This window comes from Stenotrophomonas sp. YJH_SMC_33 (assembly GCF_059372295.1).
Map to the genome: position 1 here is coordinate 275280 of NZ_JCAFVJ010000002.1, position 25415 is coordinate 300694.

The window sequence follows — 25415 nt, forward strand, 5'->3', positions numbered from 1 at the left end:
GATTTGCAGAGCCTTTCGGACGGCCGCCCGCGCCGTGGCGGGAGCCGGAGCCGGGCGCGGCAGTCCTAGAGCAGCGCCTTCAGGCGGTACAACGCCTCCAGTGCCTGCTTCGGGGTCAGCTCATCGGGGTCGATGGCCGCCAGCGCTTCCTGTGCCTTGTTCGATGGCGCGGCGAACAGCCCGAACTGCTGCGGGGCATCCAGCGCCTGCGGCGCCAGTTCGGCGGCATGGCTCTCCCCGCCGCGCTGCTCCAGTTCGGCCAGGCGACGCCGTGCCTGGGCCACGGTGGCGCGCGGCAGGCCGGCCAGTGCCGCCACCTGCAGGCCGAAACTGCGGTTGGCCGGGCCATCCTTGACCGCGTGCATGAACACCAGCGCCTCGCCGTGCTCGACCGCATCCAGGTGCACGTTGGCGATGCCGCTGCGGCCGCCTTCGTACTGTTCGTCGGCCAGCGCGGTCAGCTCGAAATAGTGGGTGGCGAACAGCGTGTAGCAGCGGTTCTGATAGGCCAGGTGACGGGCCACCGCATCGGCCAGCGCCAGGCCGTCGTAGGTGGACGTGCCGCGGCCGATCTCGTCCATCAGCACCAGCGAATGGGCGGTGGCGTGATGCAGGATGTAGCTGGTCTCGGCCATCTCGACCATGAAGGTCGACTGTCCGCGGGCGAGGTCGTCACCGGCGCCGATGCGGGTCAGGATGCGGTCGATCGGGCCGATCACCGCACGGCTGGCCGGCACGAAGCTGCCGATGTGGGCCAGCAGCACGATCAGCGCGTTCTGCCGCATGTAGGTCGATTTACCGCCCATGTTCGGGCCGGTGATGACCAGCATGCGACGGTCCGGATGCAGGTCCAGGTCGTTCGGTTCGAACGGCTGCTCGCGCACCGCTTCGACCACCGGGTGGCGGCCACGCTCGATCTTCAGGCACGGTGCCGTTTCCAGTTCCGGCCGCGACCAGTCCAGTGCCTGCGCGCGCTCGGCGAAGGCGGCCAGCACGTCCAGTTCGCTCAGCGCAGCGGCACACTGCTTCAACGGTTCCAGCTGTTCGCCGAGGGTATCCAGCAGCTGCTCGTACAGGTACTTCTCGCGAGACAGCGAACGGTCGCGCGCGGACAGCACCTTGTCTTCGAACGCCTTCAGCTCTTCGGTGATGTAGCGCTCGGCATTGGTCAGTGTCTGGCGGCGGGTGTAGTGCACCGGCGCGCGGTCGGACTGGCCCTTGCTGATCTCGATGTAGTAGCCGTGCACGCGGTTGTAGCCCACCTTCAGGGTGGGAATGCCGCTGCTTTCGCGTTCGCGCTGTTCCAGGTCCACCAGGAACTGGTCGGCGTGGGTGGACAGGCGGCGCAGCTCGTCCAGCTCCTCATCGAAGCCGTCAGCCAGCACGCCGCCGTCGCTCAGTTTCAGCGGCGGCATATCGGCGATGGCACTGGCCAGCAGCTGCGCGCACGCATCGTGTTCACCTAGTGCGGCATGCAGGGCCTGCAGGCGCGGTGAGTCCAGCGGTGCCAGCACCTCGCGCACGGCCGGCAGCAGCCCCAGGCCGTCGCGCAGCGTGGAGAAGTCGCGCGGGCGCGCCGAGCGCAGCGCAACGCGCGTGAGGATGCGTTCCAGGTCGCCCAGGCGGCGGAACTGCTCGCGGATGTCGGCGTCCGCGCCGCGATCGATCAGGGTTTCCACCGCATGGTGGCGCTGCACCAGCACCTCGCGCAGGCGCAGCGGACGATGCAGCCAGCGGCGCAGCAGGCGCCCGCCCATCGGCGTGACCGTACTGTCGAGCACGCCCAGCAGGGTGCTGCGGGTATCCCCGTCCACGCGCGTATCCAGCTCCAGGTGGCGGCGGGTGGCGGCGTTCATCGCGATCGCCTCGCCGGCGGTTTCCATCGCGATCGAGGTCAGGTGCGGCAGGCGCTGCTTCTGGGTCTCCTCGACATAGCCGAGCAGGGCGCCCGCGGCTGCGGTCGCGCGCGGCTTGTCATCGATGCCGAAGCCGCTCAGGTCATGCAGCTTGAAAAACGCCAGCAGCTGGCGGCGGCCGCTGTCGGCGTCGAACAGCCACGGTGCGCGGCGGCGCACCCCGGTGCGCTGGCGCAGGAACTCCGGCCAGTTCTCCTCGTCCGGCACCAGCAGCTCGGCCGGTTCCAGACGGGCCAGTTCGGCTTCCAGAGCGTCGTCGGTTTCCACTTCGTTGACCAGGAAGCGGCCGCCGGCCAGGTCGGCCCAGGCCAGGCCATAGCCCTGCTTGCTGCGCGACAGGGCCATCAGCAGGGTGTCGCGGCGCTCATCCAGCAGCGCCTCGTCGGTGACCGTGCCGGGGGTGACGATACGCACCACCTTGCGCTCGACCAGGCCCTTGGCCAGCGCGGGATCGCCGATCTGCTCGCAGATCGCCACCGACTCGCCCAGCGCCACCAGCCGTGCCAGGTAGCCTTCGTACGCGTGCACCGGCACGCCGGCCATCGGGATCGGTGCGCCACCGGAACTGCCTCGCTGGGTCAGGGTGATGTCGAGCAGGCGCGCGGCCTTGCGCGCGTCGTCGTAGAACAGCTCGTAGAAATCGCCCATGCGGAAGAACAGCAGCAGGTCCGGATACTCGGACTTGGCTGCGAAGAACTGCTTCATCAGCGGGGTGTGTTCGGCGGACTTGTCTTTGGACATGGGACTCGTGAATCGGGGCGTCCGGCCGCGCCGGAGGGCGGCGGCAGCGGAGCCGGTACAGGGCCGTCCATGGTAACTGCTGGGGCGCAGGGCTGCCGCCACTGATGGCAGGCCGGTGCGGCACGAAAAAGGGTTCAGGCCGGTACCAGGGTGATCTGCCGATGGCTGTCGAAGATCTGCATGACGATCTCGAAGTAGGTCGGGCCCTCGCCCTGTCGCACCGCCTGCAGCCGGCGGGCGATCGCCCGCGCGTTGAAGCTGCCTGGTGCGTCCAGCTTGGCCTGCAGCCACTGGCAGGTCGCCTCCACGCCCAGGGCCGCACGGCTGTGGGCGATATCGCGCCAGATCAGCGTGGCCTGCGCCTGCCCGGCCAACGCGCCATAGCCGCCATGCAGCAGGTCGTCCAGTGCGTCCAGGCTCGGCCCGAGCTGCCATGCCTCGCCGGCCATGAACACGCGGTTGATCTCCGTGTAAAGGCTGGCGATGTCATCAATGGCGGCGCCTTCAATCTGCAGGACGAGGGTCATGCGCCGACTGTAGCGTGGTCCGCGCTGTTGTTGATGGCCCAGCACGAGAGAGCTTTGCGCGGTCGCTCCGGGCTGAATGCCATATGGCATCGCGGTGCGCCTTTGCCACAGGTCACGACGGACGTCGAAGGATGCGTAGAGGGCCAGCGACGATGCGAATCATTGCACTGGCTACGTGGTGGCTTGCTCTGCAGTGGGCGGACGCCACGCCGCCATGCATCTTCTGCATCGGTCATGGATGCCAGGGACTACTCCGGAGAAACACCGATACTGAGCGCGAGTTCATGAGGCTCTCCCGAGAAAGTATCGAACGTTCTTTCCCAGGCCAGAGGCGGAAGGAAGCGTGGCACATGCCTCTGGTGGCTTCTTCGCAGCCCAAGTTAATGCTGGCTACTCGTTCTCCATGCGCCGTCACCGGCTCGCAAAGTGAATAACCCGCATTCAGGTCGGACAGTGGGTGGTCCGATGCACGTTTGGAAATGTGCGGTTGCAGGAATTTGCCGGTGCGCGGTTTTCACAACAGCCCGCACATTTCAGGATATCTGGATCGATACAATAATATCGGCCCATAAAGTTTCCCCTGCCTGCGCCGCCATCGACCGTACGGCCATTGATCAAGGGAATTGAGATGCTCGCCTTACGCAACCTCCGAGTGGGATCCCGGCTGGGCGCCGGGTTTGGTTTGCTGCTGCTGTTCATCGTCGCCATCGTCGGCCTGGCGCTGTACGGAAATCACCTGAAGTCCACCCAGTTCGAGAAAGTGGTGGACGTCAACATGGTGAAAATGCGGTTGTTGAACGAGATGCTGGATACCAACAATGCGGTGCTGATGCAGCGCCGGCTGATGGTGATCAAGCGCGGTGAGGATTTCGACAGGGATTATCGGAAGGCGCAGGAGCTGTCGCAGGCTTACGACGCCATATGGGCCAAGTACATCAAGATTCCGCGTGATGCCACCGGCGATACGCTGGTCGCGCGGATCGACGCGGCACGCAAGGCCACCGACGCGTCCACCCGGCAACTGCATGAGCGCATGAAGGCCGGCGATTTCGACGGTGCAGCCAAGGAGCTGCTTGCCGAGCAGGGCCTGGCGACGGCCTGGAACGAGGCGATCTCCACCCTGCTGCGGCACCAGGAGGTGCTGACGGCGCGCAGCCGCGAGGACTACCGCGCGACCGAGGCGTGGACCGGCACCTTGTCGATCGTGTTCGGCGTGCTGAGCCTGATACTCGGCTCGCTGGCCGCATGGGCCATCACCCGCAGCCTGACCCGGCCGCTGGAGGGAGCCGTGAAGCTCGCCGATGGCATCGCCAACGGGCGGCTGGACAGCAGCATCGACGCCTCCGGCAACGATGAGGTGACGCAGCTGCTCAGGTCGATGCAGCGCATGCAGGCGCAATTGCAGTCTGTGATGGCGGCGCAGGGGGAACTGGCTCGCCAGCACGATGCGGGCAGCCTCAGCTATCGCATGGATGAGAGCGCCTTCCCCGGTGACTACGGGCGCATGGTGCACGAGACCAATGCGCTCGTCGGCTCGCATGTGCAGGTGCAGAACCGGTTGATCGAAGTAATGAAGCACTACGCCAGGGGCGATCTGTCGGTAGACATGGATCCTCTGCCGGGCGAGAAGGCCGCGATCACCCAGGCGATGGACGAGACCAAGGCCAGCCTGTCAGCGATCAACGGTGAGATCCGCAGGCTGGCGACGGCAGCAGCGGCGGGGGACTTCAGCCTGCGCGGTGACGAGCAGCGCTTCGCTCACGATTTCCACGACATGGTGGCCGGGCTCAACCGGCTGATGCAGACCACCGACGAGAACCTGGTGCAGGTATCGAGCCTGTTGCAGTCCATCTCGCGCGGTGACCTGACCGTGCGCATGCAGGGGGACTTCCACGGGGTGTTCGCCCGGATGCGCGATGACTGCAACGCCACCGTCGACCAGCTCACGCAGATCGTCGGCCGCATCCAGGCCAGCGCGTCCAGCATCAACCTGGCGGCAGGCGAGATCGCCGCGGGCAACACCGACCTGTCGCGGCGCACCGAGCAGCAGGCGGCGAACCTGGAAGAGACTGCGGCGTCGATGGAGGAACTGACCTCCACCGTGAAGCAGAATGCCGAGCACGCACGCCAGGCCAATCAACTCGCGATCGGCGCGCACGGTGTCGCTTCGCAGGGCGGCGAGGTGGTCGGCCAGGTAGTCACCACGATGTCGGCGATCGAGGCCTCGTCGAAGAAGATCGCCGAGATCATCTCGGTCATCGATGGCATTGCTTTCCAGACCAACATCCTGGCGTTGAACGCGGCGGTGGAAGCCGCGCGAGCCGGTGAACAGGGCAGGGGCTTTGCGGTGGTGGCCAGTGAGGTGCGCACACTGGCACAGCGCTCGGCGGGTGCGGCCAAGGAAATCAAGGGCTTGATCGAGGATTCGGTTGGCAAGGTCGCCGACGGCTCGGCGCTGGTCCGCCAGGCTGGCACCACCATGGGCGAGGTGGTGGCCTCGGTGCAGCGGGTGACCGACATCATGGCCGAGATATCTGCCGCATCGCAGGAGCAGAGCTCGGGCATTGAACAGGTCAACCAGGCGGTGGTGCAGATGGACGAGACCACGCAGCAGAACGCGGCGCTGGTGGAAGAGGCCAGCGCCGCGGCTCGTTCCATGGAGGAGCAGGCCAATCTGCTGGCCGAAGCGGTTTCGGTGTTCCGCATCAGTGCGGCAACCACGGCCGCAGCCGTGCGCCCGGTCCTGGCCGCGGTCGCGGCGAAAGTGACTCCGGTACGCCGGCCGGGGGTACTGGTACCACGCATCGAGCCGACGCTGGCTGCGAACGCGGGCGGCTGGGAAGAGTTCTAGCAACAGCGCATGCCGGCAGGGAGACGGCGCCCATCACGATCGTTGACCGTGATGGGCGCGGATTTTTTCCCTGAACGCGCGATGGCCGGCGAGAATGGGGACACGCCCATTTCACTTCCGGTTGCCAACCGCTGGGGGACACTGGCCCCGTACCGGAACTCAGGAGATGGCCATGAAGACCTCGACCCGATTGCTTGTGCTGGGTACCCTGCTGGCGGCCTCGTCGGTGGCCGGCGCGCAGACTTACGGCCCGCGAGATGAGGGGCGCAGGTTCAACGACGGTAGCCGCGTGGTCTGCAAGAACGTGGAAGTGCAGCGCAACTCGCGCGATCCGAACCGCATTGCCGGTACGGCAACCGGCGCGGTAATCGGCGGCCTGCTGGGCAACCAGGTGGGCGGCGGCAACGGCAAGAAGCTCGCTACCGTGGCGGGCGCCGTGGCCGGTGGTGCGGCTGGTCGCCAGATCCAGGGCAACAGCCAGCAGAAGAACGGCGACCGCGTCGTCGAGCGCCGCTGCGAACGCGTCTATCGTTGATCGGTCGCTGCCACACCTGTTCGGCCCTTCCACATCGCAGTATTCGAACGCCGGCCCCGCGCCGGCGTTCGTCGTTCCGGACCCGTATCGCTGAATCTGGCGTCATGCCTATACTGCGCCGACTCAACGGATGAACGTCCAGTGAACGAATCGGCTCCAGCTCCCCAACCGGCACCGCTCGCCGGGCATGACCCGATAGCGGAAGCGACCGCCCATCCCCAACGGGTGCGTGATCGCACCGATGAACTCGAGCTGTTCATTTCGGGCCTGCTGGCGTTCGCGCTGCTGGCCGTGCCGGGCTATCTGTTCGACGCCTGGGCGCGCAGCAGCCTGCACACCGAAGGCATGTACTTCCAGATGCTCTGGTTCGGTTTCAGCATCAGTGTCGGCATGTGCTATGTGCTGGCAGTCGCCTTGATCATCCACCTCACGGTGCGCGGCTACTGGATCGGGCTGATCGGCCTCCGGTCGCATTTCCCCGATGGCATTGACTGGGCGCGCCTGCCAAGAATGGGGGCGGTCACGCGCGCTTTCCTGCAGGCCCGGGACGGAGGCCTCGATGGCAGCATCGAACGGGCCGACCGGCTGGCGACGATGCTGTTCTCGACCACCCTGCTTGCCTTACAGACATTGGCGGGCACGCTGGTGTTGGCCGTCCTGACGCTCGGTGTGTCGATGGTGATCGGCGCGCTGTCAGGTGGCGCCGATCATGTCGCCATGCTCGCCCTGTGCAGCGTGCTGGCCGCACTGTTGATGCTGGCTGTTACCCCCGGGATCCTGGAAAAGATCGTGGCGCGGCGGCAGGCGCGCGGGCAGCCCCATGAGCGACCGCAGCGACTCCTGCAGGGCATGCTGGCGGCCCTGCAACGGGTTCCGCTGTTGCGCCTGATGCAGACCATGCAGCTGACCATGCAGAGCAACCTGCGCTCGCGCTCGTTCACGGCGGCCTACCTGTTCGCGGTGCTGGTAGCGATGCTGCTGGCCGCCGTGCAGGTGATGGCGTCGTTGAAGTTCTCGCTGTTCAACCGGTACCAGATCGTCACGGAAGCGGCGGTTGAGCACGGCATGCTGAGTGCGCATTACGAATCGATGCGTTCGGCGCATGACCAGCTGCTGCCGTACCCGATGATCCCGTCGGACACGATCAGCGGTGGGCAGCTTCGCGTGTTCATTCCGCATCGCCCGCAACGCGACAATCCGCTGGCGCGCCAGCATTGCACCGCACTTCCGGACGCGCACAATGAAGCCTCCGGGCAACAGGCCGCCAACGCCGCAGTGGAGTGCCTTTCCCGGCTCTGGCAGGTCAAGCTGGACGGCACCCCGGTCGACCTGCATGGCTTCGTGCCCATGGAGCGGCGCGACCTGGATATGCGCGGCCTGGTGGGGTACCTGCCTACCCGCGGCCTCGCGCCCGGACGCCATGACCTGGAACTGGTGTGGAATGCCACAGGCGGCGAGCGCGGGGGCGGACGGCGTCGCGCGTTCCGCATCCCGTTCTGGTACGCCCCGGATCCCTGAGCGTCGGCTCGAAGCGGCCATGCCGCGGCCCTTGAACAGGTTGCCTGCGACTTAATCCCCTCCGTCCCCTTTTCGGGCCAGGAGGCGCCAGGCGGCGAGGCTGCCGTAAAGCAGCAGCAGAAGGGTGAGGGTGATCAGTTCGTGGCTGACGTCGGTCAGGCGGGCATCCATCTGGTTCAGGCGCACCATCAGGTTGATGCCCGAGGTGGTGGGCAGCAGCTGTGCCAGCCAGACCAGCGGTTGCGGCGTCATCACCGCCGGCCACGACAGGTTGGCCAGGAAAAACAGCGGGATCGAGGTGGCGACGATGTACTGGAAGGCGCGCTCGCGGGTGCGGAAGAAGCTGCCGACCAACAGGCCGAAGGCCACGGTGACGGCGATGAACAAGGTGCCGCCCAGCAGCTGGCCTATCGGGTTGCCGCCGCGCGGGTAGTCCTGCGCCCAGGCAGTGAAACCGGCGTACCAGAACAGGCCGAACAGTCCGATCAGGCCGAAGCCCAACGCCATGCCGGCCAGCGTCGGCAGGTCGAAGCGCAGGCGCCGGCCCAGTGCGAGGCGGCGGCCGCCGAGCAGAACGCCGATGCCCATCAACAGCGTCTGGTGCACGATCAGCTCGGCCACCCCGGGCACGATCGCGCTGCCATAGCCTTCCTGGGTGTTGTACAGCGGACGCTGCACAAGCGTGACCGGCGGGGCCTGCGGTGCACCCATGAAGGCGGCCTGGCCGACCACGGCATCACGCCCGAACGCACCCAGCGCGTCAGCTACGCTGCCCAGCACCCAGCTGGCGCGGCCCAGGTAGGCGCCGTTGCCAAGCAGTACCAGCTTGGCTGGATGGCCGCGCAGGATGTCGCGCTCCAGGTTGGCCGGGATCACGACGATGCCTTCGGCGTGGCCGGCTTCGAGCTGCTGGCGTGCGCTGTCGACGTCCGCCGGTTGCCCGACCACGCGCGCAACGCGCAGTGCGTCGAGCTTGCGCAGCAGCTCGCGGCTGGTCGCGCTGTGGTCTTCGTCCACCACCAGCACCGGCAGGTTGCCGGCCACCTGGTGCCGGTAGGCGGCTGGATAGAAGAACGAATACAGGATCACCGCACCGACCATCACCACGATCGCGTAGCGGTCGCACAGGACCGCCATCAGGGTCTGCCGGAGGCTGCGCCAGAGTACGCTCATGCGTCGCCCCCCGCCGGCTGTGCGGCTTCTGGGGTACGCGCAAAGGCGATCAGGCGCAGCCCGCCGATGCCCCCGGCCACCACCGTCATCAATAGCAGCGTAGCCAGCGGCCATGCCGAAACCTGCAGCGGCGAGCCGATGAACTGCTGTTGGGTCTGCAGCTTGATGTAGGCGCTCAATGGCAGCAGCTGATGCCAGATGCGGGTGAACAACGGCCCGTCCAGCACCGGGAACGTGGCGCTGGAGAACGCCAGTGCGGTGCCGATGCTGAGGCCCACCGCGGACAGTGCGGTGCCCATGTCGCGGGTGACGCCGACGAAGAACAGCGCGTAGGCGGCGGTGGCCAGGTAGAACAACGGCTGCGCGAGCAGCAGCAGAAGTACGCTGCCGGCCACGCCGTCGCCACGCAGCCATGCCAGGTAACCGATGCCGAGCGCGCCATACAGCGAGAACAGCAGGAGGTACGGCGCGACCTTGCCGGCAATCGCCGACCACGGCGTGCGGCCCAGCCAGGCGGGCAGGGTGCCATCGCGGACCTCGCGGCCGAGGCTGCCGGCCACCGCAAGTGCCAGTACCAGTGACAGCACCGCCGGGAAGATCAGCGGCAGCAGGAACAGCTCGTAGCTGCGTGCCGGGTTGTAGAGGATGTCCGACTGCACAGCGATCGGCGCCGCACGCAGCTCGCCCGGGCCGACCTGCAGGCCAATGCGCTCGCGCAGCAGGCGTGCATTCCATGCGGAAACCGCCTCGCCGATGTCGCGCGCCGCCGACTGGCCGGTGGTCATGTACGTGGCGTTGTAATAGGCGAACACCGTGCCCTGGCGGCCGCGCAGCGCTTGGCGGGTGACGTCGCGCGGCACCAGCACGATGGCGAATACATCCAGGCGGCGCAGCTGCGAACGTGCGTCTTCCATGTCCGCTGGCTGGCTGGCGACGCGTACGCCGGGACTGGCGTCGAGCATGCGCAGCAGCAGGCGGCTGTCACTGCTGTGGTCAAGGTCAACCACAGCAATCGGGATGTCGCGCATCACCGACGGCGTGAACATCCATGCCATCACTACCAGCATCAGTTGCGGCAGCAAGGTGACCAGCAGCAGGTCGGCACGGTTGCCGCGCAGCGACTGCAGCTCGCGTCGCCACGAAGCGGCGAAGCCGTTGCGGTCCGGGCTCAGTGCTGGGGCCATGCGAACAGCACGCTCATGCCGGGGCGGAAGCCCTCGATGCGGCGTACCGGGCGCACCCGCACCTCGAAGCTGCGGACGTCATAGCCGGACGACTGGCGGGTGGTACGCCAGGTTGCATAGTCACCGGCCGGATTGATGAAGTAGACCTCGAATTCGCCGTCCAGGCCGAGCGCCGGCACGCTGCCCTGCAGCTTGCTGCCGACCTTCAGGCCCTGCATCTGCGATTCGCGCAGGTTCATGGCGACCCACATGCGGTCGATGTCGACCAGGGTGAACACCGGATAGCCGGCCGGCACCAGCTCGCCCGGGTCGGCCATGCGCTTGTTGATCTCGCCCGCCACCGGCGCGCGTCCCTCCACTTCGGCACGCGCCGCGTTGACTTCGGCCACCGCGCCCTGCGCCTGCTGCACCTGGCCCTGCGCGGCGCGCTTGTCCTGCTCTCGGGCGCCGGCCAGGGCCATGTCGTACTGCGCGCGGGCGGCGCGGGCCAGTTCGCGCGAACTGGTGGCCTGGGCATGCGCTTCATCGCGCTTCTGCCGGGTCATCACCCCTTCGTTGAACAGGTTCTGCACGCGCCGGTAGGTGGCTTCGGCCAGTGCCGCGCCGGCTTCGGCGCGCTTCCAGTTCGCTTCGGCGGCGCGGATGTCTTCGCTGCGCGCGCCTTCGTCGGCCTTGTCGGCCACCGCCTGCGCAGCCGCCAATGCGCCGTGCGCCTGCTGTTCCTTGGCGGCGACTTCGGGGCTGTCGAGCAGGAACAGCACCTGCCCGGGCTGCACGCGATCGCCCTCGCGCACCTTCAGCTCGGCCACGCGCGCGGTGATCTTGGCGGCCACGTTGATCGTATCCGCATCGGCCATGCCCTGGATCTGGTCGGCCGGGCTGCGCCAGGCCAGCCACAGGCCCAGCACCACCGCGACCAGCAGGACCACCAGCAGGATCGGTCCCAGCCGTCGCTTGCCGGGGGGCGTCGTCGCATCGTCGTGCAGCACATCACTCATGGTCGATCACCTCGTCCGCACGCCGCCGGAATTCTTCGAAACGGTCCATCTGTCCACTGATCTCCAGCAACTGTGCCAGCGCAATGTCGTATTGGTAGGCGGCCTGTGCGCGCTCGACACGGGCGCCGCCCAGGCCGAGCCGCGCATCGATCACATCCAGCGAGGTGGCCTGGCCTTCGCGGAATGCCAGCTCCTGCAGGCGCAGGTTTTCCTGTGCCTGGGCGATGCTGCTGTCGAGCAGCACGAACTGCTGGCGCGCGGTTTCCAGTTCGTTCCAGGCCTTGCGCACACCCAGTGCGACCTGGTTCTCGGCCTCGCGCAGGCCGGCTTCGGCCTGGTCCTGTTGTGCACGCGCGGCGCTGATCTGCGCCGGCCGCGAGTTCGGTGACAGGAAGGTGTACTTCAGCCCGATGCCGAACGCCCAGTCCGGGTCGGTCAGCATCTCGTCGCGGCGACGGAAGTCGTATTGGCCGAAGGCGAAGATCTGCGGCTTCAGCTTGGCCTGCTGCACCCGCACGCCCTGTTCGGCCTGCGCCACCATCGCGCGCAAGCGCGCGATCTGCGGCTGGCGCGCCTGCGCCGTGCGCTCGAAGCTGGTCACCGGTTCCAGCGGCACGCGCTGCACGAACAGCGGCGACACCGGCTGCACCTCGCCACCACTGCGCAGCAGCGTGGACAGCGCGGCCTTCAGCGTGGCCAGGTCATTCACCGTCTTCTGATACTCGCGCTCGGCCTTGTCGCGGGCCACGGTGGCCTGCAGGCGCTGGGCGCGGGTGGCGAAGCCCTCGCGTTCGAGCTTTTCGGCATCGGACAGGTGGCGGTTGAGGCCGTCGCGCACGTCGCGGCGCACGTCCACCGCCTGCTCGGCCAGGCGCTGGCCGAAGTAGGCCTGGGCCAGCTGCACGGTCAATGATTGGCGCTGTGCCTCGCGCTCGGCGTTGGCCTGCTCATGGGCGGCGCTGGCCGCACGTTGCGCGGCCGGGATCACGCCGCCGGTGTACAGCGGCAGCACCGCGGTCACTACCGGGCGTGTACGCCAGTCGCGCTCGGTGAACGACAGTGGCGAATCGATACCGAAGGCTTCAGCCACCGGCGCCAGCGAACCCAGTGGCAGGGTCAGGGTCTTCTGGAACTGCAGCCGGCGCACTTCGCCGGTGATCTCCGGCAGGCGCAGCAGGCGCGTGGCGTCCTGCAGGTCCTGCTTGTTGCGTACCGCTGCATCAGCGGCCGCCAGCGCATCGGAGACCTGCTCCAGGCGTTGCCGTGCCTGTTCCCAGTCCAATGCGGGGGCGTCGCTGGTGGGCTGCGCGGGGGCAGCGGTTGGCAGGCAGGTCGCCAGCACCAGCGCCAGTGCGGCCTTCGCGCGGTGCATCCTTGTACGTCGGCCGATCACGCCCATGCCGTCCCAGTGGTAAAGAAGTGCGCAAACGGTAGTGCGCGCGGCGTGAAGCCCGGGTCTGCGATCATCGTTTCGTCCTCAACGAAGGGTGCCGCTGGCCGCAGTGCGCAGCGCCTGGGTGATGTGCTGCAGCGTGCTTGAGCGCACGGCGGCATGCTGCCAGTACAGCGGCACATCGAGCCAGCGGCGGGGTTCCAGGACCACCACGCGGCCAGCGCACACGGCGGGCGCGACCAGGGTTTCTGGGGCCATGCCCCAGCCGAGTCCGCACGCGGCGGCTTCGACGAAACCGGTGGAGGAGGGCAGGTAGTGTAGCGGCGGCTGCAGGCGCGCGCGGGTCAGGCGCCGCACGAAGCGCCATTGCAGTTCATCTTTGCGGTTGAACACCAGCATCGGTGCGCGCGCCAGTGCCGCAGCCTGCATGCCGTCGCTGAAGTACTGGCGGGCGAAGCTGGGCGAAGCAATCGCTTGGTACCGCATGGCGCCGAGCGGGTATACGTTGCAGCCCTTCACCGGCTGGCTTTCGGCGGTGACCGCGCCGAGCACGCTGCCATCGCGCAGCAGTTGCAGGGTGTGGTCCTGGTCGTCCATGCGCAGGTCGAACAGGTAGCCATGGCGCTGGTGCAGGTCGGCGATGGCCGGCACGAACCAGGTGTCAAGCGAGTCGTCGTTGACCGCCAGGGGGATGGGCGTACGCGCAGCGTCGTTGCCACGCTCGGGCAGCAGCTCGGCCAGCGCCTCGGCTTCCAGTGCCTGCATCGGCCGTACCCGGCGCAGCAGTGCTTCCCCCGCGGCGGTCGGTCGGCAGGGTGCCTGGCGCACCACCAGTACCTGGCCGAGGCGGTCTTCCAGCGCCTTGACCCGCTGCGACAGTGCCGACGGGCTGATCGACAGGCGGCGTGCCGCGGCCTCGAAGCTGCCTTCTTCCAGCACCGCAGCGAATGCGGCCAGCTGCGGATGTACCAGGTCCATGCCGTCGCCTCTTCAGTTTTCCTGCACAGGATAAAGAAAAATCAGATTGTCTAAACAGGGCAATTGGCCGCACCCTGCGCGTCCCCTCGCTGCCTGGGCCTTCCTGATGTGGATCGCCGCCATTGCCGCCGGCCTGTTCGCGGGTGCCGGCCTGATCATCGCCATCGGCGCACAGAATGCCTTCGTGCTCCGACAAGGATTGCAGCGTCGGCATGTCGGAACGGTGGTGGCTGCCTGTGCCGGCGCGGACATCGCGCTGATACTGGCCGGCGTCGGCGGCATGGGCGCGCTGGTGCTGCAGTGGCCGCTGCTGCTGCAGGTGCTGCGCTTCGGTGGCGCCGCGTTCCTGCTGTGGTATGGCCTGCGGGCAGGGCTGCGCGCGTGGCGCGGAGGCAGTGCACTGGCCGCGGCCGAGGCGCAGGGCGGCAGCGCGCGCCAGGTGCTGCTGACCTGCCTGGCCTTCACCCTGCTCAATCCGCACGTCTACCTGGATACCGTGGTGCTGCTGGGCAGTCTGTCCACGCGCTACCCGGGTGACCTGCGCTGGGCCTTCGCCGCCGGGGCGTGCCTGGCCAGCGTGGCCTGGTTCTGTTCTCTGGGCTATGGCGCGCGCCTGTTGCAGCCGGTGTTCCGCAGGCCAGGTGCCTGGCGGGTGCTGGATGCCGCCGTGGCGGTCTTCATGTTCTGCCTGGCGACACTGTTGCTGTTGCGTCCGCTCTAGGCCGCGTCCACCGCGCACAGTGGCGCTTCGCCGGGGCGCAGGGTCAGTACGCACACACCGGTGCGGGTTACCGCCACCGTGTGCTCGAACTGCGCCGACAGTTTGCCGTCGCGGGTGTAGACCGGCCATTCGTCCGGCTGTTGGCGGATGGCCGGCTTGCCCTGGTTGAGCATCGGCTCGATGGTGAACACCATGCCTTCTTCCAGCACCCTGCCGGTGTTGGGATGGCCGTAGTGCAGGATCTGCGGTTCCTCGTGCATTTCCTGGCCGATGCCGTGGCCGCAGTATTCCTTCACCACGCTGTAGCCGTGGCTGCGCGCGTGGCGGGCGATGGCGTGGCCGATATCGCCCAGGTGCGCGCCGGGGCGCACCGCAGCGATGCCTTTCCACATCGCCTGGTAGGCGGTCTGCACCAGCCGGCGCGCGGCGTAGTCGACCTCACCGACCAGGTAGGTGGTGCTGGAGTCGGCGATGTAGCCGTTCTTCTCCAAGGTGATGTCGAGGTTGACGATCTGGCCGCTGCGCAGCACGTCGGTGGTGCTGGGCACGCCGTGGCAGATGACGTTGTCGATCGAGGTATTGAGCACGTACGGGAAGCCGTACTGGCCCTTGCTGGCCGGCCGCGCCTGCAGCTCGTCGACGATCATGCGTTCTACGAAATCGTTGATCTCCATCGTGCTGCGGCCCTGCAGCGGCAGCTGGTCGAGTGCGGCGAACACCTGGGCCAGCAGGCGACCCGATTCGGCCATCAGTGCGATCTCGTCGGGGCGCTTGATGATGCCCATGGACTCAGGCCTGACCTGGCGCCAGCAGCGGCGGCTGCACCCCGGCCGCGCGCAGTTCACTGGCGACGATGTCCTGGAAACTCAGCGTCGGGTTCATTTCGCACAGCATGCCGACCCGGATCCAGAAGTTGGCCTGGGCGTTGATCGAGCGGCTGGAAACGGTGCAGGCACGGCGCAGCTGGTCGTGCAGGGTGTCATCGATGTTGACGATGCCCATGGGCGGTCCTGGAGGGGTGAATATACGAATCGTATGTGTTTCGTATATCCAGCTCAAGGCCGCATCGTTCAGTCCACGTCGGTGGCAAAGCGCAGGCGGTTGCCGTCGGGGTCACGCAGCCGCATCTCGCGGCTGCCCCATTCGGTGTCATGCGGCGGCTGTTCGATGGGGACACCCGCGGCGCTGAAGGCGCGGTGCAGCGCGTCTACGTCCTCGACGATGAAGTACACCGCGCCGCCGACCTCACAGTCGCCGCTGTGCTCGGTGAGGAAGATCGTCTGGCCGTCGCGGGTGAGCTGGGCGAACAGTGGGAAGCCTGGTTCGAAGTGGTGTTCCCAGTCGACTACGAAACCCAGTCCCTGCACGTAGAACGGCAGGGTGGTATCGGCGTGGTGCATGCGCAGTTGCGGGATGACGGTCTGGGGCATCGCGGCGGCTCCGGGGCGGAAGTCCAGTGTAGTGCCGGCCGCTGGCCGGCATCCGCATGCGCCCGGGAACAACGAGGTTGCCGGCCAGCGGCCGGCACGACCGGACGCGGTCAGCAGGCGGTTGGCACCGAAGCCATAGCCGCCAGCAGCTCGCGGTTCACCTGCTGGTGCCGCGCCTGCCACGAGGGCAGGTCATCGACACGGATGTCGGGCTGGCCATCCAGCGAGGACAGCCAGCGCTTGAAGCGGCTGCGGTAGTGGGCCAGCGACACTTCGCCGGTGATGTCACTGCCGACCAGGCCACCGGCGCGCAGTGCTTCGATCACCACCAGCGCGTGTTCCAGCTGGAAGCGGCCCTGGTCCCAGTTGCTGCGGGCAACGTCCTCGGCGAACACATCCTTGTCGATCGACAGATAGGTCGGCTGCGGTGACGTGGCCTGCTCGGCGGCGAACGCGGCGACCAGGGCCTCGGGATGCTCGAAACGGCGGAAGGCGTGGCCCATGCCGAGGCGATGGCCCCAGCCCACGTCCACATCCATGCACCAGTAGGTCAGGCGACCGCACATCAGCGGTCGCCAGTGGTTCTCCCAGGCATGACCGAGGCCGATGTCCCTGGAGGTGACGCCGAGCACATGGATGTGCGAGATCTGCGGCAGCTTGCTGGCGGCGTTTACCCACGAGCCGCAGTGCATGCCGAACGGGAAACGCATGTTGTCCGGATGGTTGTCCAGCACGACCAGCTGGAATGGCGCCTGCCCATGCATGCGGCGCAGCAGCGGCAGGCTGAGATGGTGGAAGTCACCACTGCCGAGCATGACCGTGCCGAGCTGCGCGGGCAGCGGTGCCAGCACTTCGGCGGCGAAACGGTCCAGGGTGGCATTGCTGCAGGCAAAGCGCAGCGGGTCGTGCCACTGCGGCAGGGCCAGGATCTGCGCCCGGGGCAGCGGCAGCACGCCACCGTCCAGGTCCAGGATCAGCGGCGAACGCACCGGCATCGTTCAACCGCCTCCATCAGGTTCGCCCTGCAGGTACGGGGCCAGCCTGCGAAGGGCGGCACGCAGCAGCGGGGAACGGGCATGGATCGCATGCCGGGTGGAGGTGAAGCGCGCACCCAGTTCGGCCTTGATGCGCGAGTCGGTCCAGCCGGCCACGTAGTGGCTCAGGCCGTGCTGCAGGGCGTACTCGATGTTGTGCATCCAGCTGACCGCGTACAGGTTGTGCTCGCGTGATTGCGGGTAGGCCAGGCCAATATACTTGTCCACCAGCTTTCCGGCGTGGATGTAGCACAGGTTCCAGCCGATCAGCAGACCCTGGTGGCGGTACAGGAACATGCGGCCCTGGCCCTGGCTGTCGGCCAGCAGGTATTGGAAGTAGGGCAGGTCGAGCTGGTCGAAATGCACCGCGCTCTGCGCATACACGCCCAGGTACAGCGCGTACAGTTCGCCCTGCAGTTGCGGGTCGGCCAGGGCCGGATCACCGGTGGCGATGCAGTCGATCTGCAGCTCACCGCGCGAGCGCAGCTTGCGCCGGATGTTCTTGCGGCGCGAGGACGACAGGCGGCCGAGATAGCCATCGATCGAATCGAAATCGATCGCCACCCAGGCCAGTGGCATGCCTTCCAGTTCAACGAAGCCGCGTGCCAGCAAGGCCTGCAGGAAGGCGCCGCTGTGCGCGTTGGCGGCATCATCCAGCAGCGGTGAATCCATGGCCAGGTCCTTGACCACCAGCAGCCGGGTATCGCCGATCGCGTGACGCGTCACGTCCTCGGCCAGCGCCTCCGGCGCCACGTGCGCCGGCAGCGGGGTGTACTCGGTGCTGGTGGCACCGACGAAACGGGTCTTCCAGGTGATCCATGGCCGCCACAGGCGCGACAGCGGCAGGCCGAGCAGCCTGCCGCGCAGTTCGTCGTCCATCGTGGTGGTCAGGTCCAGCGGCGCACGGAAGGTCGGCAGGCCACTGGGAAGGCGGCCTGCCTCGAACCCGAGCGGCGGGTGGGCCAGGAAACCCTCCAGCAGCGCGGCCGGTTCCAGCGCGGTGCTGGATGCGCGTGACGTCATCTCCATCGGCACGGGAACCGGCAGCGCAGCCAGCCTCAGCCCTTGGCCTTGGTCAGCGCCTGGTCGAGCAGGGTGATCGCCAGGTCGATCTCTTCGTAGCTGATATCCAGCGACGGCGCGAAGGTGATCACGTTCTTGTACCAGCCACCCACGTCGAGCACGAGGCCCATGCGCTTGCCGTCGTGCAGCAGGTCACCGGCCAGGCCGATGTCGACCATGCGGTCCAGCAGCTCCTTGTTCGGGGTGTAGCCGTCGGCCTGGCAGATTTCCGCACGCAGCGCCAGGCCCAGGCCGTCGACGTCGCCGATCTCCGGGTGACGCTTCTGCAGGCCACGCAGGCCGTCGAGGAAGTACGCGCCCTTCTCCGGCACGGTGCGCTCGTAGTCCATTTCCTTGCCCAGCTTCAGCACTTCCAGGCCCAGGCGGGTGCCCAGCGGGTTGGAGTTGAAGGTGGAATGGGTGGAGCCCGGCGGGAACACGGTCGGGTTGATCAGCTCTTCGCGAGCCCACAGGCCCGACAGCGGGTTCAGGCCGTTGGTCAGCGCCTTGCCGAACACCAGCACGTCCGGGGTGACACCGAAGTGCTCGATCGACCACAGCTTGCCGGTGCGCCAGAAGCCCATCTGGATTTCATCGACGACCATCAGGATGCCGTACTTGTCCAGCACGCGCTTGAGGCCGGTGAAGAAGTTGCGCGGCGGAATGACGTAGCCGCCGGTGCCCTGGATCGGCTCAACGTAGAACGCGGCGTACTCGGCCTGGCCGACCTTGGGATCCCACACGCCGTTGTACTCGCTTTCGAACAGCCGCTCGAACTGCCACACGCAGTGGTCGGAATACTCGTCCGGGGTCATGCCCTTCGGGCGACGGAAGGGGTACGGGAACGGGATGAACATCGCACGCTCGCCGAAGTGGCCGTAGCGGCGGCGGTAGCGGTAGCTGGAGGTGATCGACGACGCACCCAGGGTGCGGCCGTGGTAGCCGCCTTCGAAGGCGAACATCAGGCTCTTGCCGCCGCGCGCGTTGCGCACGATCTTCAGCGAGTCTTCAATGGCCTGCGCGCCGCCGACGTTGAAGTGCACGCGGCCGTCGAGGCCGAACTTCTCGTGCATGTCCACGGCAATGGTCTTGGCCAGCTGCACGCGGGTCGGGTGCAGGTACTGGCTGGCGACCTGCGGCAGGGTGTCGATCTGGTCCTTCAGCGCGTCGTTCAGGCGCTTGTTGCTGTAGCCGAAGTTGCAGGCCGAGTACCACATCTGCAGGTCGAGGTAGGGCACGCCCGCACCGTCGAACATGTAGCTGCCTTCGCCGCGCTGGAAGATCTTCGGCGGGTCGACGTAGTGGACGGTATCGCCGAAGGAGCTGTAGCGGGCTTCGTCGGCCAGCAGCCGCGCATCGGAGGCAGCCGCGTCGGCGTTCTTGTCAAAAATGTTCATGCAGTTCGGTTCCGTGAAGGACGTTCGAAAGAGATGGCGGGGGCGTGCTCAGGCGGTGGCCAGCAGCAGGGGCAGTGCGGTGGGCTGCGGGCTGGCGTCGATGCGGCGTGGCTGCAGCAGGCTGCCATCGAGCAGGCGCGGCAACAGCGCGATTGCATCGTGGAAGGTAGCGATGGCGGCATGCCCGATGCCGGCATTGGCGCAATGGGTGATCAGGCGGCGCTTGGCGAACACGAAGTCGGCATCTTCGGATACGCAGAAATCCGAGCTGCCGTCACCGATCATCAGCACGCGCGGTGCTTCGTTGGCGCGCGCCTGCGCGGCGCAGGTGCATTTGCAGGTGCCACTGCGGCAGCCTTCGGCCTGGTAGGGCGACTCCAGTTCCCAATGGTCTTCGCACCAGCGCAGGTGGTTGGCCACCACCGGCAGCGGTGGCAGGCCATGGTTGGCAAGGATGCGGTGGATCGCGTAGTCCAGGCCGTCGCTGACGATGCGCAGTGGCAGGCCCAGCTGTTCGGCGCGGCAGACGAAGGCCGCGAAGCCCGGATCGATCTGCACCTGGTCCAGATGGGCATCGAGCGTGGCCGGGTCCAGCTTCAGCAGCCGCACCTGGCCCTGCATGCATTCACGCGAGCCGATCTTTCCCGCCTTCCACTGGTCTTCCAGTTCCTGCCAGCCCGGCTGGCCGTACTTTTCCAGCAGCGAGTCGATGACATCTTCGAGGCTGATGGTGCCGTCGAAGTCACACAGGATGCTCCAGCGCATGGGCAGGTCCGTCGATGAAAGAAGCGTCCGGCACGATGCCGGGGCAGGCTCAATGTAGGCAGGCCGCCTTTCGTGTTCCTTTCCTGTTGAAAGCCTGCACCGCAGGCTGGGGAAAGTGTTCAGGAATCGCGCTTGCTGAAGGGGCGTAATGCCCTGGAAACCGCGGTTTCAGAACTGCGCAGCGGCCAGCGCCCGCAGGATCTTCGAGGTTTCCTCACGGGTCTGCCAGGCGCTGTTGCCAAGGGTCAGCATGCGTGCGGCGAAGTCACGTGCATTGGGCACGTTCTCCTGCGGCACGATGCCACGCAGGTAGGCGTAGTCGGGCAGGGCATGGATGAACATGCGGCTGGCGCCGAGGCCGCGCGGCCACAGTGTGTCCAGTGCGGCGTCACGCGCGCGCTGGCTGGGCAGCAGCAGCATCAGCATCGGCCAGGTGCCGCCGCTACCGGCCAGGCCATCGACCACCTCCACCGCCGGCAGTTGTGCCAGCTGCACGCGCAGCTGCAGTGCGCGCAGGCGCCCGGCCTGCAGGAACGCCGGCAGCCGCCGCGCGGCATGGGCACCGATGTTCTGCCGCCATCGGCTGACCTGGTGCTGCGGTATGTCCAGCGGGAAAATGTCACCGACCGCGTCTTCCAGATCGCCACGCTGCAGTGCGCTGCGCAGCGGATTGCCGTACACCAGCGACAGCAGCGATGGGCGATAGCAGGCGGCAAGGCCAAGCAGCTGCACACTGCGAAGCAGCTCCCAGCGCAGGTTGAAGCGCACGTGTTCGGCGGCATGCTCGGCCAGTTCGGCGCGCAGTTCGTCATCGCGGCTGACCAGCAGGCCGCCTTCGTGCAGGCTCAGTCCCTTCCCTGCAGCGAGGCTGAAGAATCCGATATCGCCACGCAGGCCGACACTGCTGTTGCCCACCCGTGCACCCAGCGCCTGTGCGGCATCTTCGATGACCCGGGTGCCGGCGCCGCGTGCGATGTCGCAGGCCTGTTCGACATCGGCGATGCGCCCGCCCAGGTGGGTCGGCAGGATCGCCAACGTACGCGCATCGGCCAACCGTTTGAGCTGGCCGGGATCGAAGTCGAAGTGGCCGTGCCGGGTATCGCACAGCTGCACGCGCAGGCCGAGGCTGTGCACCGCGATCGGCACCAGCGGGCAGGTGTAGGCCGGCATGATCACTGTGTCGCGCTTTGGCGCACGCTTGCGCAGGGTGCGCAGCGCGATCAGCAGCGCGTGGGTACCGGAACAGGTCAGCTGCAGCGGCGGTGTGCCGAGCTGGTTGGCCAGGATCTCGCGCAGGTCGCCGCCACCGGGAAGGAAGTCGCTGGCCTGCATCGGCAGGCCAGCCGTCGGCGGCAGTTCGCGCGCGAACAGGCTCATCGCCGCGCGCTCATGGCGTGCTTGCCGCGGGGCTGTGCGGATCGTCTGCTTCGGCGCGACCGAGGCAGGCGATGCCGGCCACGATCAGGACCGCACCGACCAGGTGGTGCAGGGTCAGTGGTTCGTTCAACAGCCACGCCGACAGCAGCAGCACGCTGATCACTTCCAGGTGCGAAGCCGCGAACGCCGGACCGATCGGCGCATGCCGCAGCAGGCTCATCCAGGTGAAGAACGCCCCCACGTAGCCGAGGATGGCGCCGTACACCCACGGCTGCGACAGCACGCGCAGCAGCCACGCCGTGTTGGCCTCCACCGGCAGCGCGGCGTCGCCGGCGTATTTGAAGCACAGCTGGGCCAGTGTGTCGAAGGCCATCAGCAGCGGGAAGCCGATTACATACAGGCGCCTCATGAGCCGGCCCCCACCACCGCCACGCCCGCCGTGACCAGCAGCATGCCGGTCACCCGCAATGGCGTGAGCTTTTCGCGGAACAGGATGCGGCCGGCGATCATCAGCGCGACGATGTTGATCGAGCCAAGCAGCACGCCCTTGGACAATGGAACCAGCGACAGGAACGCAATCCAGGCGACGAACTCAAGCACGTAGCAGGCGATGCCGATCCACAGCCAGGGGCGGCTGAGCATGTGTTTCCAGCGTTGCAGTCCCTCACCCTCCTGCGGATCGCTGGCGGCGGCCTTGAAGGCGAGCTGGCCACCGGTATCGAGCACGACATTGGCCAGCCACAGCAGCGTGGCAAGTGCCCCCATTTCAGGCCACCGCCTTGAGGACGCCGCTGCGTTCACCGATCCCGGTGAAGAAGCGCGCGCTGCGGCGGATCACCTCGCGGCGTTCGCGGTCGATGGTGATCATGTGGTAGCTGTCCTCCAGCACCACCAGTTCCTTCGGGCCACTGACCCGCGACATCACCAGTTCGGCATTGCCCATGCTGGCCACGTCGTCTTCGCGGGCGTGCATCACCAGGCACGGGGCGGTGACCTGGTGCAGGTGGCGGCGGGTCCAGTTGCTCAGCGCACGCATCTCGGCCAGCGCGTGCCAGGGATTGCCCGGAAGGCCTGCCGCCGCGCTGTCGCCGGACAGCATGGCGGCGCTGACCTGCGCACGCAGGCGCTCGTCGCGCAGGCCGTACGGCGGTTCTTCCATGAACATGCGGTCGCGGCCGATGTTGAAGCGCTTGAACCACGGCAGCAGGAACGAGAGGCGGGCGACAGCGGGTATGTTCCAGCCGTCGTAGCGGAACGTGGCGCCATACACGCCGACGCCGGACACCCAGTCCGGTCGTCGAGCAGCAAGTGCCAGCGACAGCACCGCGCCCATCGACAGGCCACCGACGAACAGCTGGTCGACCTTGCCGCGCAGGCTTGCCGCCGCATCTTCCACGCCCTGGTACCACTGTTCCCAGGTGGTCGCCAGCAGGTCATCCACGGTGCCACAATGGCCGGGCAGCTGCACGCCGTGTACGGTGAAGCCGGCGTTGTTCAGGCCCTTGCCCAGCATGCGCATTTCCGCCGGGGTACCGGTCAGGCCATGGACCAGCAGCACGCCCTGGCGGCCACCGGGGAGGAAGAAGTCGTGCGATTCGGTCACCTGGCGGCTCCGGGACGGCAGTGGGGAGGGTCAGGATCGCAAGCGCGATTTTCGCCAGCCTTTCAGCGTCCCGGCCGGGTCAGGATGCCTTCAGCAGCGGCAGCGAGATGGCGACCTTCAGTCCACCACCGGGCCGGTTGAGGAAGCTCAGGCGGCCGCCGAAGTGCTCCACCGCCTCGTGGGCGATGGCCAGGCCCAGGCCGGTGCCGCTGGCGGTGGTGCCGGGGGCGCGGAAGAAGCGCTCGCCCAATCGTGGCATCAGCTCCTCGGGTACGCCGGGTCCGTTGTCCTCCACGTACAGTTCGACGTCATTGTCATCCAGCGCGTGCACGCCGACGGTGACGGTCGCACCGCGGCCGGCATAGCGCAGCGCATTGTCGATCAGGTTGTCCAGTGCCTCCTGCAGCTGGGCACCGTTGCCGAGCACGCGCAGAGGGTGGGGACTGCCGAGGTAGCCCAGGTCGATGCCGTCGCGGATCGCTTCGGGCACGCGCATGCCGACCCACTGTGGCACCCGTTCGCACAGGTCCAGTGCCTCCACGGTATCGGGCACGGTCTGCGCCCGGCTCAGCGCCAGCAGCTGGGTGCTGACCCGCGCGGTGCGCTGGTTGAGCCGGCGGATGTGCTGCAGTGCCTCGCGCACCGTGTCCGGGTCGCCATGCGCCAGTGCCTGGTCCACGTGCAGGGCCATGCCGGCCAACGGCGAGCGCAGCTGGTGCGCGGCGTCGGCGATGAAACGGTTCTGCAGGGTGATCATTTCCGCCTGGCGGGCAAACAGATCGTCGATGGTGCTGATCAGCGGCTGGATCTCCTCCGGCACGTCGGCGTCGGAGATCGGCGCCAGTTCGCCGCGGCGCTGTGCCAGGCGGGTCCTCAGCGGGGTCAGGATGCGCAGGCCATGGGTCACCCCGAACCAGACCAGCGCGGCGGTGCCCAGCGCCAGCATGGTCATCAGCGGGATGATGATCATCAGGATCTCGCGCGCGCGCTGGCGTCGTTCGGCCATGCTTTCGGCCACCGTCACCGCCAGCTGGTCCTGCGGATCGTTCATTGCACGCGTGCAGACGGTGGCCATGCGCACCGGCTGGCCGTTGAGAATGCCGTCGTACAGGGTGGGGTCCACGCCGGTGCATTCCTGCGAAGGCGCGTAGGCACTGAAATCCGCATTGCCGCTGAGTGTCCCCTGGCGGCTGCTGTCGACGTTGAAATAGCGATGGCCGTCGGGCTCGTACTCGATCAGGAAGCGCGCCTGAGGTGACAGCTCGCTGGTCACCGGCATGCCGCTCAGCATCTGCGCGAAGGAGTGCGTGTCGTCGATGAGGTTGCGGTCGTGGATGCGGTTGGAGTAGTCCAGCGCAACGTAGTAGGCCAGGATCGTATTGAAAGTGAGCAGGGCCAGCATCGGCAGCGCCAGGAAGGCAAGCAGGCGCCGGCGCAGGCTGGGCGGTCCACTGATCACGGGGCGCTGTCGTCCTGCGCGTCTTCCAGCATGTAGCCCAGCCCGCGCACGGTGCGGATGCCCATGCCGCCGGGCTGCAGCTTGCGGCGCAGGCGGTGCAGGGCGATGTCCAGGCCGTTGTCGGTCAGGTCCTGGCCCCAGTCGCACAGCGCTTCCACCAGCTGCGCGCGCGATACGATGCGCTCGGCGCGAACGGCCAGCGCCGACAGCAGGCCGAACTCGCGTGCGGTCAGTTCAAGTGATTGGTCGTCGATCCAGACGCGGTGCCCGGCCAAGTCCAGGCGCAAGCGGCCGACGCGCAGGTCCGGATTACCATTGCTGGTGACCCGCCGCAGCTGTGCTCGCACGCGGGCTTCGAATTCGTCCAGTGCGAACGGCTTGACCAGGTAGTCATCGGCGCCGAGGTCGAGCACGCGTACCCGCTCGGCCAGGCCGTCACGTGCGGTCACCACCAGCACCGCCAGGCCATCGCCGCGCTGGCGCAGGCGTTGCAGCACGTCGCGGCCATCCAGTTGCGGCAGGCCCAGGTCCAGCACCAGCAGCGCGTACTGCGTCGAGCCCAGTGCAGCATCGGCGTGCGCACCGTTGTCGACGTGGTCGACCACGTGCCCCTGCCGGCGCAGCGAGGCGCACAGGCCGGAGGCGATATCCGGGTCGTCTTCAGCAATCAGAACGCGCATGCGCGGGGCTCCTGTAACGGTCAGGCCCACCGGATGGACGGGTTGGACCTCTCGGCTGCCGAAGGGTAGCCGC

At 67.4% G+C, this 25415-nt stretch carries 24 protein-coding genes; 4 read left to right on the plus strand and 20 right to left on the minus strand.

What is annotated here, in order from left to right; translation table 11 throughout:
- Nucleotides 1–65: 65 nt before the first annotated feature.
- Both mutS and AC5P9W_RS05140 read right to left on the minus strand, forming a co-directional pair.
- Nucleotides 66–2657: a DNA mismatch repair protein MutS gene (gene mutS / locus AC5P9W_RS05135; RefSeq protein WP_206621922.1), complete on the minus strand. Its 2592-nt coding sequence runs from the start codon at nucleotides 2655–2657 to the stop codon at nucleotides 66–68.
- A gap of 134 nt (nucleotides 2658–2791) precedes the next feature.
- On the minus strand, nucleotides 2792–3184 hold the full coding sequence (locus AC5P9W_RS05140) for a barstar family protein (RefSeq protein WP_180876055.1): 393 nt from the start codon (nucleotides 3182–3184) through the stop codon (nucleotides 2792–2794).
- Nucleotides 3185–3812: 628 nt separating this feature from the next.
- Between AC5P9W_RS05140 and AC5P9W_RS05145 the strand changes: the two genes are divergently transcribed.
- The 3 genes from AC5P9W_RS05145 to AC5P9W_RS05155 all read left to right on the plus strand — a co-directional run bounded on the left by AC5P9W_RS05145 (nucleotide 3813) and on the right by AC5P9W_RS05155 (nucleotide 8088).
- Nucleotides 3813–6035: a methyl-accepting chemotaxis protein gene (locus AC5P9W_RS05145; protein WP_026346935.1), complete on the plus strand. Its 2223-nt coding sequence runs from the start codon at nucleotides 3813–3815 to the stop codon at nucleotides 6033–6035.
- Nucleotides 6036–6201: 166 nt separating this feature from the next.
- Nucleotides 6202–6570 carry a glycine zipper 2TM domain-containing protein gene (locus AC5P9W_RS05150; RefSeq protein ID WP_014646414.1) on the plus strand — a complete coding sequence of 123 codons (369 nt, stop codon included), beginning with the start codon at nucleotides 6202–6204 and terminating at the stop codon, nucleotides 6568–6570.
- Between the two features lie 225 nt (nucleotides 6571–6795).
- The gene (locus AC5P9W_RS05155) at nucleotides 6796–8088 is read left to right on the plus strand and encodes a hypothetical protein (protein WP_188250104.1); all 1293 of its coding nucleotides are present in this window, start codon (nucleotides 6796–6798) and stop codon (nucleotides 8086–8088) included.
- 51 nt (nucleotides 8089–8139) lie between these two features.
- On the opposite strand, the gene AC5P9W_RS05160 is transcribed toward AC5P9W_RS05155, so the two are convergent.
- The 5 genes from AC5P9W_RS05160 to AC5P9W_RS05180 form a co-directional block, all read right to left on the minus strand.
- Nucleotides 8140–9261 (minus strand): ABC transporter permease, encoded by a 1122-nt coding sequence (locus AC5P9W_RS05160; protein WP_134730311.1) that lies wholly within the window; start codon nucleotides 9259–9261, stop codon nucleotides 8140–8142.
- Nucleotides 9258–10445, minus strand: a complete 1188-nt coding sequence (locus AC5P9W_RS05165; RefSeq protein ID WP_206621921.1) for an ABC transporter permease — start codon at nucleotides 10443–10445, stop codon at nucleotides 9258–9260. Before AC5P9W_RS05165 ends, AC5P9W_RS05160 begins: the two co-directional genes overlap by 4 nt.
- A complete protein-coding gene (locus tag AC5P9W_RS05170; protein ID WP_019659205.1) occupies nucleotides 10430–11443 on the minus strand; it encodes an HlyD family secretion protein in 1014 nt (337 codons plus the stop codon). Before AC5P9W_RS05170 ends, AC5P9W_RS05165 begins: the two co-directional genes overlap by 16 nt.
- The gene (locus AC5P9W_RS05175) at nucleotides 11436–12842 is read right to left on the minus strand and encodes a TolC family protein (protein WP_111102350.1); all 1407 of its coding nucleotides are present in this window, start codon (nucleotides 12840–12842) and stop codon (nucleotides 11436–11438) included. The genes AC5P9W_RS05170 and AC5P9W_RS05175 overlap by 8 nt, the downstream gene beginning before the upstream one ends.
- A 78-nt stretch (nucleotides 12843–12920) precedes the next feature.
- A complete protein-coding gene (locus AC5P9W_RS05180) occupies nucleotides 12921–13814 on the minus strand; it encodes a LysR family transcriptional regulator ArgP (protein WP_021202486.1) in 894 nt (297 codons plus the stop codon).
- A 106-nt stretch (nucleotides 13815–13920) separates the two neighbouring features.
- Between AC5P9W_RS05180 and AC5P9W_RS05185 the strand changes: the two genes are divergently transcribed.
- The gene (locus AC5P9W_RS05185; protein WP_111098998.1) at nucleotides 13921–14535 is read left to right on the plus strand and encodes a LysE/ArgO family amino acid transporter; all 615 of its coding nucleotides are present in this window, start codon (nucleotides 13921–13923) and stop codon (nucleotides 14533–14535) included.
- Here the strand turns inward: AC5P9W_RS05185 and map are convergent.
- The 13 genes from map to AC5P9W_RS05250 all read right to left on the minus strand — a co-directional run bounded on the left by map (nucleotide 14532) and on the right by AC5P9W_RS05250 (nucleotide 25342).
- On the minus strand, nucleotides 14532–15314 hold the full coding sequence (gene map, locus AC5P9W_RS05190) for a type I methionyl aminopeptidase (RefSeq protein WP_031269556.1): 783 nt from the start codon (nucleotides 15312–15314) through the stop codon (nucleotides 14532–14534). The genes AC5P9W_RS05185 and map overlap by 4 nt on opposite strands.
- A gap of 10 nt (nucleotides 15315–15324) precedes the next feature.
- Nucleotides 15325–15537, minus strand: coding sequence for a ParD-like family protein (locus AC5P9W_RS05195; protein ID WP_019659200.1), 213 nt, complete (start codon nucleotides 15535–15537; stop codon nucleotides 15325–15327).
- Nucleotides 15538–15605: 68 nt separating this feature from the next.
- Nucleotides 15606–15965: a bleomycin resistance protein gene (locus AC5P9W_RS05200; protein ID WP_206621920.1), complete on the minus strand. Its 360-nt coding sequence runs from the start codon at nucleotides 15963–15965 to the stop codon at nucleotides 15606–15608.
- Between the two features lie 110 nt (nucleotides 15966–16075).
- The gene (locus tag AC5P9W_RS05205; RefSeq protein ID WP_021202490.1) at nucleotides 16076–16960 is read right to left on the minus strand and encodes an arginase family protein; all 885 of its coding nucleotides are present in this window, start codon (nucleotides 16958–16960) and stop codon (nucleotides 16076–16078) included.
- Nucleotides 16961–16963: 3 nt separating this feature from the next.
- Nucleotides 16964–18028: a GNAT family N-acetyltransferase gene (locus AC5P9W_RS05210; RefSeq protein ID WP_111102347.1), complete on the minus strand. Its 1065-nt coding sequence runs from the start codon at nucleotides 18026–18028 to the stop codon at nucleotides 16964–16966.
- Between the two features lie 29 nt (nucleotides 18029–18057).
- Nucleotides 18058–19458, minus strand: coding sequence for an aspartate aminotransferase family protein (locus AC5P9W_RS05215; RefSeq protein ID WP_021202492.1), 1401 nt, complete (start codon nucleotides 19456–19458; stop codon nucleotides 18058–18060).
- Between the two features lie 48 nt (nucleotides 19459–19506).
- Nucleotides 19507–20223, minus strand: a complete 717-nt coding sequence (locus AC5P9W_RS05220) for an MtnX-like HAD-IB family phosphatase (protein ID WP_495218929.1) — start codon at nucleotides 20221–20223, stop codon at nucleotides 19507–19509.
- A 168-nt stretch (nucleotides 20224–20391) separates the two neighbouring features.
- Nucleotides 20392–21600 carry a DegT/DnrJ/EryC1/StrS family aminotransferase gene (locus AC5P9W_RS05225; protein ID WP_197575672.1) on the minus strand — a complete coding sequence of 403 codons (1209 nt, stop codon included), beginning with the start codon at nucleotides 21598–21600 and terminating at the stop codon, nucleotides 20392–20394.
- A 10-nt stretch (nucleotides 21601–21610) separates the two neighbouring features.
- Entirely contained in the window at nucleotides 21611–22009 is a 399-nt protein-coding gene (locus AC5P9W_RS05230; protein ID WP_019659193.1) for a DMT family transporter, read from the minus strand.
- On the minus strand, nucleotides 22006–22365 hold the full coding sequence (locus AC5P9W_RS05235; protein ID WP_021202495.1) for an EamA family transporter: 360 nt from the start codon (nucleotides 22363–22365) through the stop codon (nucleotides 22006–22008). Before AC5P9W_RS05235 ends, AC5P9W_RS05230 begins: the two co-directional genes overlap by 4 nt.
- 1 nt (nucleotide 22366) lies before the next feature.
- Entirely contained in the window at nucleotides 22367–23203 is an 837-nt protein-coding gene (locus tag AC5P9W_RS05240) for an alpha/beta hydrolase (RefSeq protein WP_134730289.1), read from the minus strand.
- 79 nt (nucleotides 23204–23282) lie between these two features.
- Nucleotides 23283–24662, minus strand: a complete 1380-nt coding sequence (locus AC5P9W_RS05245) for a sensor histidine kinase (protein WP_019659190.1) — start codon at nucleotides 24660–24662, stop codon at nucleotides 23283–23285.
- Nucleotides 24659–25342: a response regulator gene (locus tag AC5P9W_RS05250; RefSeq protein WP_019659189.1), complete on the minus strand. Its 684-nt coding sequence runs from the start codon at nucleotides 25340–25342 to the stop codon at nucleotides 24659–24661. Before AC5P9W_RS05250 ends, AC5P9W_RS05245 begins: the two co-directional genes overlap by 4 nt.
- Between the last annotated feature and the right edge of the window lie 73 nt (nucleotides 25343–25415).

Bases quoted from the DNA above. Each gene is read 5' to 3' on its own strand.
- AC5P9W_RS05165 (WP_206621921.1), bottom strand. From the start codon at position 10,445: ATGGCCCCAGCACTGAGCCCGGACCGCAACGGCTTCGCCGCTTCGTGG.
- AC5P9W_RS05175 (WP_111102350.1), bottom strand. From the start codon at position 12,842: ATGGGCGTGATCGGCCGACGTACAAGGATGCACCGCGCGAAGGCCGCA.
- AC5P9W_RS05140 (WP_180876055.1), bottom strand. From the start codon at position 3,184: ATGACCCTCGTCCTGCAGATTGAAGGCGCCGCCATTGATGACATCGCC.
- mutS (WP_206621922.1), bottom strand. From the start codon at position 2,657: ATGTCCAAAGACAAGTCCGCCGAACACACCCCGCTGATGAAGCAGTTC.
- AC5P9W_RS05145 (WP_026346935.1), top strand. From the start codon at position 3,813: ATGCTCGCCTTACGCAACCTCCGAGTGGGATCCCGGCTGGGCGCCGGG.
- AC5P9W_RS05225 (WP_197575672.1), bottom strand. From the start codon at position 21,600: ATGAGCCTGTTCGCGCGCGAACTGCCGCCGACGGCTGGCCTGCCGATG.
- AC5P9W_RS05230 (WP_019659193.1), bottom strand. From the start codon at position 22,009: ATGAGGCGCCTGTATGTAATCGGCTTCCCGCTGCTGATGGCCTTCGAC.
- AC5P9W_RS05250 (WP_019659189.1), bottom strand. From the start codon at position 25,342: ATGCGCGTTCTGATTGCTGAAGACGACCCGGATATCGCCTCCGGCCTG.
- AC5P9W_RS05195 (WP_019659200.1), bottom strand. From the start codon at position 15,537: ATGGGCATCGTCAACATCGATGACACCCTGCACGACCAGCTGCGCCGT.
- AC5P9W_RS05205 (WP_021202490.1), bottom strand. From the start codon at position 16,960: ATGCCGGTGCGTTCGCCGCTGATCCTGGACCTGGACGGTGGCGTGCTG.
- AC5P9W_RS05235 (WP_021202495.1), bottom strand. From the start codon at position 22,365: ATGGGGGCACTTGCCACGCTGCTGTGGCTGGCCAATGTCGTGCTCGAT.
- AC5P9W_RS05170 (WP_019659205.1), bottom strand. From the start codon at position 11,443: ATGAGTGATGTGCTGCACGACGATGCGACGACGCCCCCCGGCAAGCGA.
- AC5P9W_RS05160 (WP_134730311.1), bottom strand. From the start codon at position 9,261: ATGAGCGTACTCTGGCGCAGCCTCCGGCAGACCCTGATGGCGGTCCTG.
- AC5P9W_RS05200 (WP_206621920.1), bottom strand. From the start codon at position 15,965: ATGCCCCAGACCGTCATCCCGCAACTGCGCATGCACCACGCCGATACC.
- AC5P9W_RS05210 (WP_111102347.1), bottom strand. From the start codon at position 18,028: ATGGAGATGACGTCACGCGCATCCAGCACCGCGCTGGAACCGGCCGCG.
- AC5P9W_RS05150 (WP_014646414.1), top strand. From the start codon at position 6,202: ATGGCCATGAAGACCTCGACCCGATTGCTTGTGCTGGGTACCCTGCTG.
- AC5P9W_RS05185 (WP_111098998.1), top strand. From the start codon at position 13,921: ATGTGGATCGCCGCCATTGCCGCCGGCCTGTTCGCGGGTGCCGGCCTG.
- AC5P9W_RS05220 (WP_495218929.1), bottom strand. From the start codon at position 20,223: ATGCGCTGGAGCATCCTGTGTGACTTCGACGGCACCATCAGCCTCGAA.
- AC5P9W_RS05215 (WP_021202492.1), bottom strand. From the start codon at position 19,458: ATGAACATTTTTGACAAGAACGCCGACGCGGCTGCCTCCGATGCGCGG.
- AC5P9W_RS05180 (WP_021202486.1), bottom strand. From the start codon at position 13,814: ATGGACCTGGTACATCCGCAGCTGGCCGCATTCGCTGCGGTGCTGGAA.